The organism is Paenirhodobacter ferrireducens (assembly GCF_004022265.1).
GTDB classification, from domain to species: Bacteria; Pseudomonadota; Alphaproteobacteria; order Rhodobacterales; family Rhodobacteraceae; genus Rhodobacter; species Rhodobacter ferrireducens.
In genome coordinates this window covers 1-16,357 of record NZ_SAVB01000022.1, presented here as the reverse complement: position 1 = coordinate 16,357, position 16,357 = coordinate 1, and the positions used below count along the sequence as shown (strand labels likewise).

General features: G+C 64.9%; 18 protein-coding genes. 5 read left to right on the top strand and 13 right to left on the bottom strand.

Features of this window, described 5'->3' with window-relative positions; genetic code table 11:
• The first annotated feature begins 149 nt into the window (after positions 1-149).
• The 3 genes from EOW65_RS15180 to EOW65_RS15170 all read left to right on the top strand — a co-directional run bounded on the left by EOW65_RS15180 (position 150) and on the right by EOW65_RS15170 (position 3,210).
• Positions 150-1,154: an ABC transporter substrate-binding protein gene (locus EOW65_RS15180; protein WP_128150845.1), complete on the top strand. Its 1,005-nt coding sequence runs from the start codon at positions 150-152 to the stop codon at positions 1,152-1,154.
• 75 nt (positions 1,155-1,229) lie between these two features.
• Entirely contained in the window at positions 1,230-2,141 is a 912-nt protein-coding gene (locus tag EOW65_RS15175) for an ABC transporter permease (protein WP_128150843.1), read from the top strand.
• Positions 2,134-3,210 (top strand): quaternary amine ABC transporter ATP-binding protein, encoded by a 1,077-nt coding sequence (locus EOW65_RS15170; protein WP_128150841.1) that lies wholly within the window; start codon positions 2,134-2,136, stop codon positions 3,208-3,210. Before EOW65_RS15175 ends, EOW65_RS15170 begins: the two co-directional genes overlap by 8 nt.
• Here the strand turns inward: EOW65_RS15170 and EOW65_RS15165 are convergent.
• Positions 3,201-3,629, bottom strand: coding sequence for a bacteriophage spanin2 family protein (locus tag EOW65_RS15165; RefSeq protein WP_164880117.1), 429 nt, complete (start codon positions 3,627-3,629; stop codon positions 3,201-3,203). The two genes, EOW65_RS15170 and EOW65_RS15165, sit on opposite strands and share 10 nt — an antisense overlap.
• A 71-nt stretch (positions 3,630-3,700) precedes the next feature.
• On the opposite strand from EOW65_RS15165, the gene EOW65_RS15160 reads away from it, so the two are divergent.
• Positions 3,701-3,982 carry a hypothetical protein gene (locus tag EOW65_RS15160; RefSeq protein WP_128150837.1) on the top strand — a complete coding sequence of 94 codons (282 nt, stop codon included), beginning with the start codon at positions 3,701-3,703 and terminating at the stop codon, positions 3,980-3,982.
• A gap of 81 nt (positions 3,983-4,063) precedes the next feature.
• On the opposite strand, the gene EOW65_RS15155 is transcribed toward EOW65_RS15160, so the two are convergent.
• The 3 genes from EOW65_RS15155 to EOW65_RS15145 all read right to left on the bottom strand — a co-directional run bounded on the left by EOW65_RS15155 (position 4,064) and on the right by EOW65_RS15145 (position 5,521).
• Entirely contained in the window at positions 4,064-4,444 is a 381-nt protein-coding gene (locus EOW65_RS15155; protein WP_128150835.1) for a hypothetical protein, read from the bottom strand.
• A gap of 74 nt (positions 4,445-4,518) precedes the next feature.
• Positions 4,519-5,265, bottom strand: coding sequence for a phage regulatory protein/antirepressor Ant (locus tag EOW65_RS20010; RefSeq protein WP_206364080.1), 747 nt, complete (start codon positions 5,263-5,265; stop codon positions 4,519-4,521).
• Positions 5,266-5,326: 61 nt separating this feature from the next.
• Complete coding sequence (locus EOW65_RS15145; RefSeq protein ID WP_164880116.1) at positions 5,327-5,521, bottom strand: Arc family DNA-binding protein; 195 nt, start codon at positions 5,519-5,521, stop codon at positions 5,327-5,329.
• An 86-nt stretch (positions 5,522-5,607) separates the two neighbouring features.
• Between EOW65_RS15145 and EOW65_RS15140 the strand changes: the two genes are divergently transcribed.
• Entirely contained in the window at positions 5,608-6,033 is a 426-nt protein-coding gene (locus EOW65_RS15140) for an Arc family DNA-binding protein (RefSeq protein ID WP_128150829.1), read from the top strand.
• A 10-nt stretch (positions 6,034-6,043) separates the two neighbouring features.
• Here EOW65_RS15140 and EOW65_RS15135 read toward each other — a convergent pair whose 3' ends face one another.
• From EOW65_RS15135 to EOW65_RS15095, 9 genes are all read right to left on the bottom strand, one after another.
• The gene (locus EOW65_RS15135) at positions 6,044-6,724 is read right to left on the bottom strand and encodes a lysozyme (RefSeq protein WP_206364079.1); all 681 of its coding nucleotides are present in this window, start codon (positions 6,722-6,724) and stop codon (positions 6,044-6,046) included.
• Between the two features lie 70 nt (positions 6,725-6,794).
• Positions 6,795-7,091, bottom strand: a complete 297-nt coding sequence (locus tag EOW65_RS15130; RefSeq protein WP_128150825.1) for a hypothetical protein — start codon at positions 7,089-7,091, stop codon at positions 6,795-6,797.
• A gap of 16 nt (positions 7,092-7,107) precedes the next feature.
• Complete coding sequence (locus EOW65_RS15125) at positions 7,108-7,791, bottom strand: hypothetical protein (RefSeq protein ID WP_128150823.1); 684 nt, start codon at positions 7,789-7,791, stop codon at positions 7,108-7,110.
• Positions 7,791-8,681, bottom strand: a complete 891-nt coding sequence (locus EOW65_RS15120; RefSeq protein WP_164880115.1) for a hypothetical protein — start codon at positions 8,679-8,681, stop codon at positions 7,791-7,793. Before EOW65_RS15120 ends, EOW65_RS15125 begins: the two co-directional genes overlap by 1 nt.
• Complete coding sequence (locus EOW65_RS15115; protein WP_128150819.1) at positions 8,678-14,698, bottom strand: coiled-coil domain-containing protein; 6,021 nt, start codon at positions 14,696-14,698, stop codon at positions 8,678-8,680. Before EOW65_RS15115 ends, EOW65_RS15120 begins: the two co-directional genes overlap by 4 nt.
• A 38-nt stretch (positions 14,699-14,736) precedes the next feature.
• Positions 14,737-15,057, bottom strand: a complete 321-nt coding sequence (locus EOW65_RS15110) for a hypothetical protein (protein ID WP_128150817.1) — start codon at positions 15,055-15,057, stop codon at positions 14,737-14,739.
• 35 nt (positions 15,058-15,092) lie between these two features.
• Positions 15,093-15,542, bottom strand: a complete 450-nt coding sequence (locus tag EOW65_RS15105; protein ID WP_128150815.1) for a hypothetical protein — start codon at positions 15,540-15,542, stop codon at positions 15,093-15,095.
• Positions 15,543-15,631: 89 nt separating this feature from the next.
• Positions 15,632-16,075: a hypothetical protein gene (locus tag EOW65_RS15100; protein ID WP_128150813.1), complete on the bottom strand. Its 444-nt coding sequence runs from the start codon at positions 16,073-16,075 to the stop codon at positions 15,632-15,634.
• A gap of 2 nt (positions 16,076-16,077) precedes the next feature.
• Complete coding sequence (locus tag EOW65_RS15095; protein ID WP_128150811.1) at positions 16,078-16,314, bottom strand: hypothetical protein; 237 nt, start codon at positions 16,312-16,314, stop codon at positions 16,078-16,080.
• Positions 16,315-16,357: the final 43 nt, after the last annotated feature.

The window sequence follows — 16,357 nt, the reverse complement described above, 5'->3', positions numbered from 1 at the left end:
GAGCATCGGAGCGGTGCCTCGGGCGTTGCTCCCGACCCCTTGCGCATCCTGCCACTTCATTCGGGGTCTCACTAATCCAGCGGGTCGTCGCGGGCAGCGCCGCGGCGGGTCTTCCTTTGCGCTGCACAACGACGAAGGACAGTATTGTCATGACGAAGTTGGAGTTTTCTCTGCTATTTTCGCTTTGCCTCGGGGCAACCGCCGTTCCGGCCCTGGCCGATGAGGGAAGCTGCGGAACCGTCTCGATCGCGGAAATGAACTGGGCCTCGGCCGGGGTCGCGGCCTGGGTCGACAAGATCATCCTCGAGGAAGGCTATGGCTGCGATGTCACCCTGGTGACCGGCGACACGATGCCGACTTTCGCCTCGATGAACGAAAAGGGCGACCCCGACATCGCGCCGGAGCTTTGGGGCAACGCGGTGAAGCTCGCGCTCGACACCGCCGTTTCGGAAGACCGGATGGTGATCACCGCGAACATCCTGCAGGATGGCGGCGTCGAGGGCTGGTGGATCCCGAAATACACCGCCGAGGCGCATCCCGAGTTCAAGACCGTCGAGGATGCGCTCAAGCATCCAGAGCTGTTCCCCAACCCCGAGGACCCGTCGACGGGCGCCCTTTTCAACTGCCCGTCGGGGTGGAACTGCCAGATCTCGACCGAGAACCTCTACCGCGCCTATGGGGCCGAGGCGAAGGGGTTCGAGCTGGTCGATACCGGCTCGGCCGCGGGGCTCGACGGTTCGATCGCCAGCGCCTACGAGCGCAAGCAGGCCTGGTTCGGCTATTACTGGGCACCGACGGCGATCCTCGGCAAATATCCGATGGTGAAGCTTGATGCCGGGGTGCCGAACGACAAGGCGGAATGGGATGCCTGCACCTCGCAGCCCGAGTGCCCCGAGCCGAAGCCGAATGCCTATCCGACCTCGGACGTCTTCACCGTGGTGACCAAGGCGTTTTCCGAGAAGAATGCCGTGGCGATGGATTACCTGAAGGCCCGCAGCTGGTCGAACGAGCTGGTCGGCAAGTTCCTCGCCTGGCAGACCGACAATCAGGGCACCAACGAGGACACCGCCTATCATTTCCTCGAGACCTATCCGGAGGTCTGGAAGGCCTGGGTCTCCCCCGATGTGGCCGCGAAGGTCGAGAAGGCGCTCTGAGCGCCTCTTGCACCGACCGCTGCGCGCGCGGGCTGTCGCGCGCGCATTCCCAAATGCGACCAAAGGACATGATCAATGGCATCATCCTGCTGGGGCCTGTCTGAATCCCTGTGCGACTTTCCCTCCCTGTCGAACAAGAGCCTGCGCCTGATGCGCAAGACGATCGACGACGGGTTCCGCGACCTCGTGCGCCAGTTCTCCGACCAGATCGACGCTGCAACGCGACCCTTGCAATGGTTCCTCAACACGCTCGAGACCCTCTTCACCGGAACCCCCTGGTTCGTGATGCTCGTGCTGATCCTTGCCGCGGTGTGGTTCGCCTCGCGCAGCGTGAAGATTGCCGTCGGCACTGGCGCCGCGCTGCTTGCGATCGGCTTTTTCGGCCTGTGGGAAGACACCATGACCACGCTGGCAATGGTGACGGTGGCGACGCTGATCTCGATCGTGCTCGGCCTGCCGATCGGCATTCTTGCAGCCCGCTCCGACCGGGCGCAACGGGTGATCATGCCGGTCCTCGACGTGATGCAGACGCTGCCGAGCTTCGTCTACCTGATCCCGGTCGTGGTGATCTTCGGCATCGGCAAGGTGCCCGGGCTGATTGCCGTGGTGATCTATGCCACGCCGCCGATGATCCGGCTGACCAACCTCGGGATCCGGCTCGTCGACAAGGAGGTGATCGAGGCCGCCGATGCCTTCGGGTCCTCGCCCCGGCAGAAGCTGTGGAACGTGCAGTTGCCGCTGGCGCTGCCGACGCTGATGACCGGCGTCAACCAGACCATCATGATGTCTTTGGCGATGGTCGTCGTTGCCTCGATGGTGGGCGTCGGCGGGCTGGGCAAGAACGTGCTGCAGGCGATCAACAACCAGTTCTTCACCATGGGCTTCCTGAACGGCTTTGCCCTCGTCGCCATCGCCATCGCCTTCGACCGGGCCTCACAGGCCTTCGGCAAACGACTTCAGAAACACGCGGAGGTGCTCGATGACTGAGACCGATCTGACCCAAACGCTCAGCCCCGACGAGGAAGAGACGGTCCCCGGGATCTCGATCCGCAATCTCTACAAGATCTTCGGCCCGCATCCCGAGCGCTATGTCTCGGCGGTGCGCGAGGGCATGACCAAGACCGAGCTCAACCGCAAGCATCACCATTCTCTCGGCCTGCGCGACATCACCACCGATCTGCCGGCGGGCAAGATCTCGGTCATCATGGGGCTGTCCGGCTCGGGGAAGTCGACGCTTCTGCGCCACATCAACGGGCTGATCGCACCGACCGCCGGCGAGGTGCTGATCGACGGCGAGGACGTGGCGAAGATGTCGCCCGAGGCGCTGCGTGCCTTCCGCCGCCACAAGACCGCGATGGTGTTCCAGAACTTCGCCCTGCTGCCGCATCGCACCGTTCTCGAAAACGCTGTCTACGGTCTCGACATCCAGGGCGAGCCGCGCGCCAGCAGCACCGAAAAGGCGCAGTGCTGGATCGAGCGGGTCGGTCTGAAGGGCTACGAGAACCGCTATCCCGCGCAGCTCTCGGGCGGCATGCAGCAGCGGGTGGGGTTGGCCCGGGCGCTGACCAACGATGCGCCGATCCTGCTGATGGACGAGGCCTTCTCGGCCCTCGATCCGCTGATCCGGATGGACATGCAGACGGTCCTGCTCGACATCCAGAAAGAGGTCTCCAAGACCATCGTCTTCATCACCCACGACCTCGACGAGGCATTGCGGCTTGGCGACAAGATCGTGATCCTGCGTGCGGGCGAGATCTCGCAACAGGGTCTCGGAGAGGAGATCGTGCTGCATCCGGCGAATGATTACGTGCGCGCCTTCGTGAAGGAGGTGAACCGTGGCCGGGTGGTGCGGCTGCGCTCGATCGCCCGCCCGAAACCCTCGGGGGAGGATTGGCCCGGACTACAGCTGCCGGGTGCCACGACGCTCGAAGGGGCGGCGCACCAACTGCTCGATGCTCCCGGCGGCAGCATGGCAACTGTTCTGGCGCGCAATGGAAGCGCGCGAGGCGTGGTTTCGATGGATGATGTCATGCGGGGAATGCTTTCTCAAAGCTGACTCTCCCTTCGCGTCCCCCTGACCGCGCGCGCAATCTGCTCGGGCCAGCGCAACGGGCTGTCGAGGAGGAGCGCGACGGCGAAGGCGAGGATCAGCCAGGGCGGGCTGTCGCCCTCGACCACCACGCGCCCGACGCTGCCCGCGCGCACGGCATTGGCATCGGCCGATTGCACGACGTCGCGGCCGGCACTGGCGGCGCGGATCGCCTGATCGCGCTGCGTGCTGGTGCCAAGGGTCTGCGCCGCGGTGCGCGCCGCCTGCCCGTTCGCGGCGACCTTCGGGCCGCTCAGCAGCCCGGGCAGCGCGCCACAGGCGGCAAGCGCGAGGCAGAGCGCCAGCGCGCCCCCTGCCCGACATCCAAACCCGAGAAGTGCGTTTTGCCAAGCATTGATGGTATTTCCGAAGGGCTGCGGGCGCATGGCGTTTTCCTTGTCGTTAAAGGAAAAGCCCCGTAGCGTTTCCATGCTACGAAGCTTTTGGAGGTATTGATATGAAAGCTGTTTTTCTCTCAGCCGCGCTTATGGCGTCTGGTATTCCGGCATCAGCAGGATCGGTTACAGGAGATCAATTCTGCGAACTCCTCATGCCGCAGATGCTGCAATTCGTAGAGAACACCACAAAGATCTCCGGCTCGTTCCGCACGGTCTACAGCGACACTTTTACGAGCGCAGACAGGACCAGATTTGCAGAGTTGAAATCCTCAAACGATAAGTTGGAACAAGCTGCAAAAGACTATAGAGCCGCCTTCATCAAGGCCTGCTACGACAACTGATCACGACCACACAGCAAACACCGCCCCCGGCCGCTCCACCAATCGGCCGAGGGCGTTCGCCTGATGGCATTCGCTGCGGTCTTAGTATCGCCCAACTCCCGGGGCCCAGTGACCAAGGCTGTTCTCGATCCACACCCCCCCGTTCTTCATCCGCGGATCATCCTTCCAGACCGCACTCAGCACCCGCGCATCGACCCCCATCCTGTTGTTCAGCCCCTCGACTGGCCCCCAGTTCGAGTTTACGGTCACGCTCATGCTGGTGGCCTCCTCGGGAAATGCACCACGGATCAGCGCCAACAGAGCTTCAGCATGATGCTGGATGCGCGCCTCGCGGCTCATGTCCGCAATCGCCGGACCGGAAGATACGGCCAGCGCCGGAGCCGTCAGCGCCGCGGCGATCATCTTGCGGCGGGAAATCCCTTGGGTTTCGGCGGACAGCACATTAGATTTGGCAGAAGCCATCTTTCGATCTCCTTGATAGATCGTTGAAGGTCAGGCCCCCGGAAGCATGCCAGTGCTTCCGGGGGCCGTTTTGATTAGGCAACCAGGGTTGCGGTCGGGGGGATCAGCTTCGCCAGCACGGACAGGCCCTTCGCCGTGATGCGAACCTGCTCCGTGATCTTCTCGGAGCCATCGGCGCGCAGCACCGTGGTGCTCTTGTGCTCCAACAGTCCCTGATTGCACTTCGGCTGATAGCCGAGCCACGTCCCGCTGTTCGGGCGCTTGTAAATCCAGCCGTTCTGCGACAGCCAGTCGAACAGGCCCTTCGGACGCATCCCGAGGTTCTTCGCCGCCTCGGTGATGTTGATCGACCCATCAGCCTTGACAAGGCGTTCGTGCGCTTGAACGTCTTCGCGCATCGCCTCGATCTGTTGCGCCTGCGCCTTCATGGTCGCGTCGGCCTCGATCAGTGCCGCCGCCATCAACTGCGGGCCGCTCAACACCGCCATGCGCTTCAAGCGTTCTTCCATCGCGCCGAAAGCCGCGAGGAACTTGATCTTCCAGTCCATCGCCTTCTTGCCGGTGAAGCCCATGACCAGCATCGAATACCCGTCGCGGGTCAGTTCGTACATATGGTAGGTCTGGCCGTTCTGTGCGTCGACATATGTGGCCTCCTCAAAATTGAGGACACCCCATTCTGGGTTCGCTTCGATCAGGTTGCGAATGTCGCGTTGGACATTGTCGTGCCGCTTCTCAAACTTCTCCGCGATGATACGGCTGTTGGTTTTTAGACTCGCGTTCACAAGCCCATTGAAGTCGTCGTGGTTGACAGGCATATTCATGCCTAGATCCTTTCGTGAGTGGTTTGGATTTCGAAGCCGCTTGGGTGCCAGCCCGGCGGCTTCATTCGTCTCTGGTGCCGGGGACATCGGGTTGAGACCCGGAATATCCCGATGCCACACCAAGAGCCTTCCGAAGATGAAAGACGATCTCGGCGTTCATCGAGCGACCGTTCTCAGCCGCCATTGCCTTAACCTGCTCTCGCATCCCTTTCGGCATCCGAAGCCCGTAAGGCGTATCTTGATTTCTGATCTGCATGCCCTTCCTCATGATGTCCTATGGACTTTATTGATGTCCTAAGGACGCCATTGAAGTCAAGACTTTTTTCGCGTCCTTAGGACACCATGGCTGAAGAACAGAATCGTACGCTCAATGACAAGTTCATGCTCCGCCTCCCCGACGGGATGCGGGACCGGATCAAAGCTGCGGCAGAGGCGAACAACCGCTCTATGAACGCCGAGATCGTGGCAACGCTGGAAGAGAAGTATCCAGCACCAAAATTGCCAATCAGAGAGATTGCTCGCAGTATAGCGACGCTTCTAACGCTAGTTGATAGCGAAGACAGAGATGAGCTAGTCCGAAAGCTTCAGGTGCCATGGGATGCTTTCGCAGAAAGGCTAGGACCGCATCAAGCCACTACGGGGATGTTCGAGCTTGCCGAGGTCCTGAACAATATAGAGAAGAGTTTGGGAAGAAGACTAACCCCAGAAGATATCGAAGATCTCTGGGATCTTATCCCGTCTTCCCAACAAATAGGCCCAAAGAACTGACCTGCCCGGCTCACAGCCCGCTCAGGCACAATGTGCGCTCCGCCTCCCGCCGGCGCACGAGGCCGCGCACCACCTGCCCGCCCGCCTTGTTCCACAGCCGCAGCGCCTCGCAGGCGCCGCGCAGATCGCCCGCCCGGGCCCGGCGTGCCATGCTCGAGCCGCAGAAGGCACCCGAGCCGATGTTGTAGGCGGCAGACACGAAGGCGGCCCGGGTCTCGGCCGGCAGCCCGGCCGGCAGACAGGGCCGGATCTCGCGCTCGGACTGCGCCACGCGGGCGGCCAGACGGCTGTCGCATTCGGCCGGCGTCGCCACCTGCCCCGGCCGCACCCCCTGCGTGTCGCCATCGCAGATCGTCCAGACACCGACGATATCGCGGTAAGCGCGCAGCTCGCGCCCCTCGAAGGGGGCGATCACCGCCGCCGCAAGCGCCAGCACCGCGCCGAGCCCCGCCACCGTGCGCCGGCCCACGGCGCCGCTCTCGTCGATGCAGAAGGCCCGGCCCCGGCGCCACTTGCGGATCAGGAGCAGGAGGTTCACCACCGCGATCAGCAAGCCCACGATCGGCACCAGCTGCGAGGCGAGGGTCGAGGCGCTCTCGAGCGAGGGCCACCAGGCCGGGAAGCTAATCGCCCCCGGGATTGTGGCCCATCCGGCCCGCGTCGCAATCTGGTCGAGTTTATCGGTCGTCACTGTCCTGCCCCTTTCCGGCAACAAAAAACCCGCCAGTGGCGGGTGCATCTCGGGTTTGTCTTTCGGCCTGTCAGACCTCCTGCACATCGTGCGGCGGCAGCTGCACCGGGCCGTCCGCCGTCACCGCGATCGGCTGCGGAAAGCGCGTCTGCTCCGAGGCATCCGCGCCATGCGGCAAGACCAGCGTCAGGTGCCAGAGCCCCCCATCCTGTACCGGCTGACCGACGATCCAGTCATGCGGCGCCTCAGGATCTGCGGTGTAGGTGCCGAGATCGAGCGCCACACCGTTCAGCACCAGAACATCGCCGGCGACAGAGACCGTCAGCGTGTCGTCGCGGCGCATCGGGCTCAGGGTGATGAGAAACATGTCAGGCTCCTTTCGCTCAGTACCAGCGGCCGATGGCACTGAAATCGACGGTGAAGTTGTTGACGTTGGAGTTTGCGGCAAACAGCATCACGCTCGCCGATGAGATGCCGGTCACCCGGACCTTGTTCCAGGCCGCCGCGCCGGTGCGCAAAGACCCGTTCACCGCAAGATTGCCGGTTGCGGTGAAGCTTGCCGGGAAGGTCCAGGAATATTCCGTCGAGCGCCAGATCGCGCCTTCGGCCGTCGTGATCGGCCCTGCCGCGCCGACCGCAGAATAGGTGCAGATCTGCGTGCCGTCGGCAAAGCGCACGTATTCTCCGTTGGCATTGCTGCCGCGTTCGATCAGCGCACGGTTTGGCACCCCGCCCGGGGCCATCTCTACCGTTCCGAGGATGTTCTTGCGGCCGTAGATGCGGCCCATGTCAACGCCGCCTTCGGCGAAGGCGAGCTGGTTGGCAGCCGGGCGGAACAGCCCGGTGTCGGCATCTCCAGCGAAGGAGACCCCCGGGAGCCCTGCTGTCCCGGCCGGAATGGACAATGGAAATGCGTCGCCATAGGCGTTGATCGCCGCCACCAGGGCGTTGATATTCGAGACCAACGTCGCGAGGTAGGCAACCTGCGCATCGGCGCGAGGCGGGAAATTGACCGGGTCGTTTCGGCTCGGTGCCGGTGGCGGTGTGGTGATTGTCGGAAGCGTCATCAGGTAAGGCCCTCCACTTCAAGGCTGCCAAAGCTGACATTGGTGGTCAGCGGGATCGAGAAATCTTGGAAGAATCCGTAGACGGTGGTTCCGAGATGCCCCGTCTCGTCTCCGGCGTAATAGACCGCGGGGATGGCTCGCACTCGTGCGAGGATCTTGCGGATGCGGCGCGCATCCCCGGTTGGAAAGCTGAAACGGAAGCGCGTGGTGTCGGAATAGGCGCGCTCGACAATGCTGAAGTTGCCGAAGGCGTCCCGCTCTTTCACCGAAAAATCGTCGATGCCGATCTCGGTGTCGACCAGCGTTTCGCCGATCACCTGCGCCCGACCGAGCACGATTTGCCCGACCTTGGTGGTGCCCCCAGAGGCTAGGGTGATATCGACCTGCACGCCAGTGTAGATGGGGACGCCAGTCACGATCTCCTGATCCGCATAGGTGATCGGCTCGAAGAAATACGACCACCAGTCGAATACGGCGCTACCGTCGATCAGGATGCGGGTCTGGTCATAGATGACCCCGTCGACAGGATCGGTGACCACGACACGGATCGAAGCAGCATTGAGCCCGAAGAAAGCGATGGCATCGGAGAGCATGTCTGGCCGCAGGCTATAGGTGATGTCGCCCTCCTGCGTCACCGGATCGGAGATCAGCCGATCGAATGCCCGCCAGCGGTTTGTGGCGCCGAGGCGAACCCAGAAGGTGCTGGTGGTGTCGGCGAGTGGGTCCTGCCCGGTGCTGGCTGCCACGGCCTTATAGATCGCATGAGTGCGGATCACTTGGTCATTGACGGCATAGCTCGCCCCGGCGTCCCACGCCGGGGCATCGGTCTCCGGGACATTGGACGCCAGCAACATCGCGTCGGTGATGGCGATCGGCTCGATGATCCTCATGCGGTGGCCTCCTGCACGGGCGGCTGCCCGATCACATCCCATTTGCGGGTGGTCTTCGCGATGCTGCGCGTATTGTCGGCGGTCTGCAGCCCGAGCTGGCGGCTCTCTTCCTTGAGCGCCCGCAGCTCCTCGCGCAGCGCCCGGAGTTCCTCGACCACCTGCCGGTTATCGAGCATCGAGCGCGTCTCGGACGGGTTGTAGATCCGCGAGGGGGCGACCAGCTCGAGGTCGTTCTCGCCGATATAGGCCGGGCCGCCATCATGGGTGCCGCCACGGGCGAAGCTGGGCACGCCCCGCGCGATGTCTTGCTCAACATCATTGAGGGCAAGCCAATAGGCGTTGTAGATCCGCTCCGTCCCGAGCGGCCCTGTGACGACGGTCTTGTCTCTGCCAGCGATTGTGCGCGTGCTGAACGTATAGTCTGCACGGGATAGCGCCGGTGCATCTGGCTCAGTGACTACTGGCGCCAGAGACGCCAAATAGGCAGCCTCCCGGCTTCCGGTCGGGTCGTATACCGTGCCGCCGATCTGGTCTGTTGTATCATATCCAGCGACGGCGCGACGAATCTGATAGGTCGTCCTCCCGGTAGTGTCGAAACCAATGATCTCCGCCATTGCAGCAAGGTCTGCATCCGTCACAAAATACGACCCATCGGCATTCGCCGTCAGGCCGGAGGCATAGGTGTTGAGGCGCGTCACCGCGCTCTCATGCGCGGCCCTGGCGGTCTCAGCACGCACAGCGGCGGCCAGATCTCCAAGCGCACTGCGCAGTGCGGTCATCGGCGCGGTGATGCTGGCCTCGGTCGCGGTCTCGTACCAGGTCGAAAAAGCCGCAGTCGGGTCGAAGCGGAATGTTCCGCCGAGGGTAAGCATGCCGTTCGTGCTGCCTGAGATCGCGCTAAGCAGGCTGCGCTGCGCCGCCGTGAGCCCCGAGACATTGACAAGGCCATTCACGATCCGGGTGATCCGGGTGCCGGTGGCGTCGAGCACTGCCCGCTGCTGTGCGGTGAGGCCAGACAGCTCAATCGCTGTGCGGATCGTGCGCGACGCGGTCGTCGCACGCTGACGCAGGACGCGGATCTCCACGTCGGTGAGGTCGGCGGCATAGACCGAGGCGACGGTAATTGCCCGGGCGGCAGAGGTATTGGCCCGCAACAGCAGCGTCCGCGTCGCATCGGTCATGCCAGAGGCCAGCACACCGGTGATATTTGCGACGTAGCTGCCCTGCTGGCGCAGCAGGATGCGCCGCGCGTCGGCCGACAGATCGGCGCTCACCGTGGCGCCGATCAGCGCGGCATAGGTGCCCTGCTCATCGATCACGATCCGGCGCAGGTCAGCGCTGACGCCGGGCGAAAGCGACGCCATGACCGAGACGCTGTAGGCGCCGACGGCGCCAAGCGCCAGACGCTGCGCCTGCGGGTCAATGCCAGAGGCGAGCGTCGCCGTCACCACCCGGGCGAGCTCGCTGTTTCCGGCAAGTGCCACCTGCATCGTCTCGGCATCGAGCCCTGCCCCGGCGAGCAGATTGACCGTCTTGCGCAGCGTCGAGACGGTGTTGACCGCCAGCCGCGTCAGATCGGCGCCGAGGTCGTTCTCGGCGGCATAGGTGATCGTCTTCACCATCTCGCTCGCGCCGGTCAGCGCCAGCCACTTGAGATCCGGCGTCAGGTCAGAGCGGGTGATGAAGTCGATAGTGCTGGTGATGCCGGTGTCGGCATTGCGCAGCAGCGCCTTGAGATAGTCCGGGATCTGCGCATCCTCGACGGCGGTGATGCTCAGGTCGATCTGCTTTTGCAGGCTGGCATAGTTGATCTCGGCTGCCGCGGCGATGGCGTCGTCGAGCGATCCGAGCTGGCTGTTCAGCGTGGTGATCTGATCTTCGCTCAGCGCGTTTCCAGCGGCGAGATAGTCGGCCACCTCCTGCATCAGGTCGACCTGATCTTGATAGAGCCCCTGGATCACATCCCACTTCGCCCCCTCGATCTGCGAAGCGCCCTGCACCGTGCCGAGATCCGACAGCACCCGCGCCTGCGCCAGCGCGAGCTCGGTCGCCGAGCCCGCGGTGTTGCTCACATTGTCGAGGTAGGTCTGCGCGACGCCGGTCAGGCTGTTGACCGCATCGAGGTCGCCCGCCAGCGCCGAGGCGAGCCGTGTCATGTATTGCGCCTGGCTGAAGGCCGTTGCCTGTGTCGGCGAGACCAGCGCGCCCGCGGTCGAGCGCATCGAGCGCACGAACTCGGCGATGCTGTCCGCCGCCTTGTACCAGTTGCCCGCGGCCGCGGCTGCCGCCTTCTGGCTTTCGGTGACCGCGTTGATCGTCGCATCAAGACTTGTCGACACCGCGCCGAGCAGGGTCTCGAGCTCGGCAGTAAGCCCCGACACTGCCGGCAGGATCTGATCCATCACGCCCGCCATGCCCACGAGCGCCGCCCAGAGATTGCGGCCAGCCTCGGTGGTCAGGTCCTGCGCGTCGATCAGGGCGCGATACTCGTCGCGCGAGCGCGGCAGCGCGGCGTTATAGGCCGCAAGCGCCGCCGTCGCCTGCCGGGTCAGGATCGCCTGTTGCTCGGCCGCCGAGTAGAACGTGCCCCAATAGGTCGAAACAGCCGAGGTGAAGCCATCGGCCCCGCCGAGCAGGTCCTCGAGCGCCGATGACACCGCCGCACCGGCAAGGCCGGAATAGCGCAGCGAATAGCCGAGCGTGTCGAAGGCGCCGTTGACCGTGGTCAGCGCGGTGCTGAGCCGGGTCAGCGCCTCTGTCGCGGTCTCACCCGTCGCGATCAGGTCATCGAGGCCGCCGATCATCAGCGCATAGGCATCGGCCGCGTCCGACAGCGCCGCAGTGAGCGCCTTGCCGATCTCCTCGTCCGACAAGCCCTTGGTCGAGACCTTCAGCTCATAGGCGAAGGCGTCGAATGTGTCGGCCGCAACGCCCAGAACCGAAGCCATCGACAGGATCGATGCCTGCGTGGCGTTGATCGCCTGAATGATTGGATCGGCCACCTCGGCAGACGCCGGCTTCGTGCTGGTGCTGGTCGAGGAGCTGAGCCCCCAGAATTTCGACTTCTTCACTTTCTTGTAGGTGTAGACGAGCACATCGGTGTCGGAGATCACTGCCTTGATGCCGGCATCGAGCAGCTTCGTCTTGGTGCCGAAGAAGCTGACCAGACCGGCGATGATCGCGATCGGGCCAGCGATGGCGCCGATGGCCGAGCCGAGCGCGCCGAGCGAGGCGGCAATCGAGCTGCCGCTGCCGGTCAGCAGCGCGCCGACGTTTCCGGTGAGGTTGGCGAAGGCCGTGGTGACCGAGGTCGAGAGCCCGGCGAGCCCGGCCGAGAAGGCGCCCGAGATCGAGCCCCAGGCGGCCGACATGATCGAGCCCGCGAAATTGCTCATGCCGAGCGAGATCGCCGAGAAGGCGGTGCCGATCCCCGACATCGCGCTGCCGGTCGCGGCCGCCGCCGCGGTTCCGCCGGCCGAGACCGAGCCGGTCAGCCCCATGCCGACCACGATCTGGTTCTTCATTGCCAGCGCGATCGCCTGCTTGAGCCACGACTTGAGCGCGTCGGTCATCGAGCTCAGACCGCCTGAAAACCCGTCGACCAGCCCGGTCGAGATCGCGTCCGACAGATCGCCGACGAGCGGAAGGCTGTCGGCAAGCTCGACGTTCAGGTTGCGGACTGCCTGCGCCCATTCGTCGTCGGACAGGGCGGCTTTCAGCGGCACGAGCTTCGCGAGCTTCTGCCGGTAGGCCTCAAGCGGATCGAGCGACGCCCGCAGCGCCTCGAGCTCGCGCTCGTATTTCTTCGCGAGCCTGTCCGAGGCCTTCGCGCCCGCACTCGCGGCCTTCTCCGCCTCGTTCCGCGCCTTGATCTTCAGCTGCAGATCCTGCTCGGCATAGATGACGCTCTGCCGGTCGGAGAACAGGGCACGTTCGGACGTTGCCACGATGCCCGCGTCTACCCCTGCCGCCAGCTGGGCATTGCGATACGCCTCGCGCTCAAGGTCGAGCTGTTTCTGTTTCCCGGCAACGATCTCATCCTGCCCGGCGTTGATCGCCGAGATCTGGGCATTGATCACCTGGAGCCGGTCACGGGCCGCCGCAGCATCGGAGGTAGCCGCCGCACCGAGCCGCGCGGCAAGCGTCGCCGCGGCATTGGCCGCGTTATAGGTCGCAGCAGTGACTCCGTTCATCGTGGCGAGGATGGTTTGGGCGGACAGGTTCCCGTTTGCGGCCTGCCGTGCAAGCTCGCGCAGTTGCTCCGGGATGTCCTCCGTTGTGCCGTAGACCTTCTTCAGCCACTCATTCAGCTCAGCAGTGGCCTTTGCGGCTTCCTCCGGACCATCTGCGGCGCCGATCGCCTCGATGCGCTGCGTCAGGGCGACGGCGCCCTCACCGGTCAGCTGGAAACGCCTGCCCAACTTCTCCAGCGCATCGCCTGCATATTTCCCATAGAATTCATAGTTTTCGGCCAGCCCTTTGATGTCTGCGGCAACGTCCATCTCCGAAATCGCCGTGATAGACGCCTGCAGCTTGTCGAGGGCATCGAGCTGCGCGAGATCGCGCAGAACGGCATAGGTCTCCCGGGCGGCACCAGAGTAGCGCCCGAACTTCTCGATCAGATCAGCGGATGACATGGAGGCATCTGCGGCGGCGGCTCGATAGGCATCGGTCGCATCGCTCAGGTCGTCCATGGTCTTCTTGAGCTGTTTCCCGCCGTTGTCGGCGCCAAGAAGGCTCATGGCGAGCGGCCCCATGACGGCAATCACCCCGCCAGCCAGAATCCCCCATGTGCCAAACACGGTCAGAAGGTCTGCCGACTGAACGCTCAATGCCTGTATGTAATTGCCGGTCACAGCGCCCTGCTGAGCGACTTGGTTCAGCTGGAAGGCAGCCTGTTTGAGGGCCATCCGCCCGCCGCCAACACTCGCGAAGAGCCCCTTGCTCGCCGCAGTCGTGGCCGTGGTCGCTGCAGATGTCGATTTCGCGGCGGTAGCAACGCCGAGCATCTGCTTTTCTGCGAGCCCCAGCACATGGTTCGCCTGCGCCTGCGTGATCGCGCCAGTCTTCACCGCAGCCGTCATCGCCTCCGTCGCCGCCTCATAGCGCTTCGAGGCCGCATAGACCGGATCGAGCGAGGCCCGCAGCGCCTCGTATTGCCCGGTCGACTGGGCAACGGCCGCGGCCTGCTCGCGCTGCGCCTGCTCGGCTCGCTCGGCTGCCGAGGCGACGCCCATGTAACGGCTCGCCGCCTGCTCGAGGATCTGCTCGGCCTGTCCCTGCGTGATCGCGCCAGCCTGCACCGCCGCCGTCATCGACTGCTGTGCCGCCTCATAGCGCTTCGAGGCCGCATAAACCGGATCGAGCGAGGCCCGCAGCGCCTCGTATTGACCGGTCGACTGGGCAACGGCTGCCGCCTGCTCGCGCTGCGCCTGCTCGGCCCGCTCGGCCGCCGAGGCGACGCCCATGTAACGGCTCGCCGCCTGCTCGAGGATCTGCTCGGCCTGCCCCTGCGTGATCGCGCCTGCCTGCACCGCCGCCGTCATCGACTGCTGTGCCGCCTCATAGCGCTTCGAAGCCGCATAGACCGGATCTAGCGAGGCCCGCAGCGCCTCGTATTGCCCGGTCGAGAGCGCCACCGCCGCAGCCTGCTCGCGCTGCACCTGCTGGGCCCGCTCGGCCGCGGTGGCCACGCCCATGTAGCGGCTCGCCGCCTGCTCGAGCGCGATGTTCGCCGCGCGCTGCGTCGCATCGCCCCGCTCCACCATCGCGGCGAGATCCTGCTGGATCTGCCGATAGCGCTGCGTCGCCGCAAAGGCCGGATCGATCGCAGCACGCAGCCGGTCGAAGGCATCGGCCCCCGTGCCCGCAACCGAGCGCGAGATCCCGGCCATCGACTGGTTGACGTTCGCCGCCATCCGCTGCGTCGTCGCCACCAGCGTGCGCGACCGGCTTTCGTATTGCGAGAGGTCGAGCGTGGCGCTCACCTGCATCGCTGCTGCGCTGTTCACCGACATGGCGGGCTCCGATCGTGCAAAAGGAAACGGCGGGCCGTTCAGCCCGCCGTGCTGTCGTCGAGATCCACCGGCGCGATCGCCAGCGGGTCCTCTCCGGCCTTCAGAGCCGCGCAATAGCCCGCGCACATCGCCGCGAGCGTCTCGATCTCCCAGGGCTCGCTCAGCCGCTCGGTCGCCCGGGCGAAGGGCTCGATCTCGGGCCAGTCGGTGGCGCGCGCCTCGGCGAGCCCCGACCGGATCGGGCCAAGGAGCTGCATCGCCTCGACGAGATACTGCCCGGCATCGAGCACCGGCAGGCGCAGCTCGCGACCGCGCTGCCGGGCGAAGGCCAGCCGCGAGACCTTCCAGCTTTTGGGCACTGAATGCAGGTGCCCGAGCTGGCGCGCGTAGAGGATCAGGCGGCCGCGGCGTTTCCCAGGTAGCTGTCGCGCCGCGAGGCGAAGGTCAGCACCTGCTCGACGAAGGAGCGCTCGCCCTCCTGCCCGTTCACCATCTGCAGGTTGAGGAACCAGCGGATGTCGTCTTCGGCCACCGTCAGCGCCGCCTCGCCGCGCGAGACATTCTCGAAGCCCGCGATCAGCGGCACGGCGCCGTCGACCATCTGCGCGTGCAGGTCATCGAGCATCTGCACATCGCCCTTCTTCGGCTTCGCCTTCATCCGCTCCTGCTGCGCCGCCCGCAGCGCCGCCTGCGCCGTGCGGCTCTCGGTGCCGCGCACCAGCACGACGCAGGGCTTCGTCTGCTCGGCGTCGGCGTAAAGCTTGGCGCCGGTCACCGGGTGCTCGAGGTGCACGCGGCCGGGTTTCTCGGCCGCCGAGCGGCTGTCGAACTGTGCAAAATCCATCATCTTCCTCTGTCTCTTGTCTGTGTGGTGGGTCGCAGAAATGGCCGGCCGCGAGGGAACCGCGGCCGCGCCCGGTGTCATGCCCGGCGTCAGGCGGCGACGCGCACGACGGCGCAGTTGATCCGGGCCTGCCCGCTCATCCCCTTCTGCGTCGAGGCCGAGCGCGCGCGGTCGCGCACGTTCGCGACCTTGCCGTGGAAATACGAGATCTCGCCGTCCGGGTCGGTGATCTTGAAGGACACGTCGTCGTTGGTGTTGGTCTTCGCGATCAGCAGCGCCTGGCCGGTGTCGGCGGCGCCGCTCAGCAGGAAGGTGAAGTCGGTCGTACCGCCGTCGACCGCGCCGTTGGTGTGCATCACCCGGCCCTTGAGCGTGGTCTCGGTCGAGTCTTCCGAGGTGTCGCCGATCTCGCCCCATTCGAGGATCTCGCCGATCTCGGAGAAGCTCAGCGCCGCGAAGCCGGCAGAGTCAATCGTGACGGGCTTGCCCGCCGCCACCTCGATGGTCGCGCCGATATAGGTCATGTTGGTCATGGTCAGCCTTTCTTCTCAGTGCCCGAGGTCTCGGGCGTTGCGGTCTTCGCCGGGGCGGCGACCGTGGCCGCGGTCCCGGCGATCTCGATCGTCTTCGCGGCCAGCCGGCCGCGCAGGACGTTGCGGTTGTCGACGATGTCCAGCACGGTCTGGTCGATCTCGACCGCCTTGCCGGCAGGCAGCAGGTGCCCGCTCGGAAGGGTCAGATCGCCCTTCCCCAGGTTGGTGACTTTCGGCATCTCGCCTCCTCAAATGACGAGGCCCCGCACGCGGACGGGGCCC

Bases quoted from the DNA above. Each gene is read 5' to 3' on its own strand.
- EOW65_RS15145 (WP_164880116.1), bottom strand. From the start codon at position 5,521: ATGCAGATCAGAAATCAAGATACGCCTTACGGGCTTCGGATGCCGAAA.
- EOW65_RS15125 (WP_128150823.1), bottom strand. From the start codon at position 7,791: ATGACGCTTCCGACAATCACCACACCGCCACCGGCACCGAGCCGAAAC.
- EOW65_RS15155 (WP_128150835.1), bottom strand. From the start codon at position 4,444: ATGGCTTCTGCCAAATCTAATGTGCTGTCCGCCGAAACCCAAGGGATT.
- EOW65_RS15100 (WP_128150813.1), bottom strand. From the start codon at position 16,075: ATGACCAACATGACCTATATCGGCGCGACCATCGAGGTGGCGGCGGGC.
- EOW65_RS15115 (WP_128150819.1), bottom strand. From the start codon at position 14,698: ATGTCGGTGAACAGCGCAGCAGCGATGCAGGTGAGCGCCACGCTCGAC.
- EOW65_RS15170 (WP_128150841.1), top strand. From the start codon at position 2,134: ATGACTGAGACCGATCTGACCCAAACGCTCAGCCCCGACGAGGAAGAG.
- EOW65_RS15105 (WP_128150815.1), bottom strand. From the start codon at position 15,542: ATGGATTTTGCACAGTTCGACAGCCGCTCGGCGGCCGAGAAACCCGGC.
- EOW65_RS15180 (WP_128150845.1), top strand. From the start codon at position 150: ATGACGAAGTTGGAGTTTTCTCTGCTATTTTCGCTTTGCCTCGGGGCA.
- EOW65_RS15130 (WP_128150825.1), bottom strand. From the start codon at position 7,091: ATGTTTCTCATCACCCTGAGCCCGATGCGCCGCGACGACACGCTGACG.
- EOW65_RS15120 (WP_164880115.1), bottom strand. From the start codon at position 8,681: ATGAGGATCATCGAGCCGATCGCCATCACCGACGCGATGTTGCTGGCG.
- EOW65_RS15160 (WP_128150837.1), top strand. From the start codon at position 3,701: ATGAAAGCTGTTTTTCTCTCAGCCGCGCTTATGGCGTCTGGTATTCCG.
- EOW65_RS15175 (WP_128150843.1), top strand. From the start codon at position 1,230: ATGGCATCATCCTGCTGGGGCCTGTCTGAATCCCTGTGCGACTTTCCC.
- EOW65_RS15165 (WP_164880117.1), bottom strand. From the start codon at position 3,629: ATGCGCCCGCAGCCCTTCGGAAATACCATCAATGCTTGGCAAAACGCA.
- EOW65_RS15095 (WP_128150811.1), bottom strand. From the start codon at position 16,314: ATGCCGAAAGTCACCAACCTGGGGAAGGGCGATCTGACCCTTCCGAGC.
- EOW65_RS15140 (WP_128150829.1), top strand. From the start codon at position 5,608: ATGGCTGAAGAACAGAATCGTACGCTCAATGACAAGTTCATGCTCCGC.
- EOW65_RS20010 (WP_206364080.1), bottom strand. From the start codon at position 5,265: ATGAATATGCCTGTCAACCACGACGACTTCAATGGGCTTGTGAACGCG.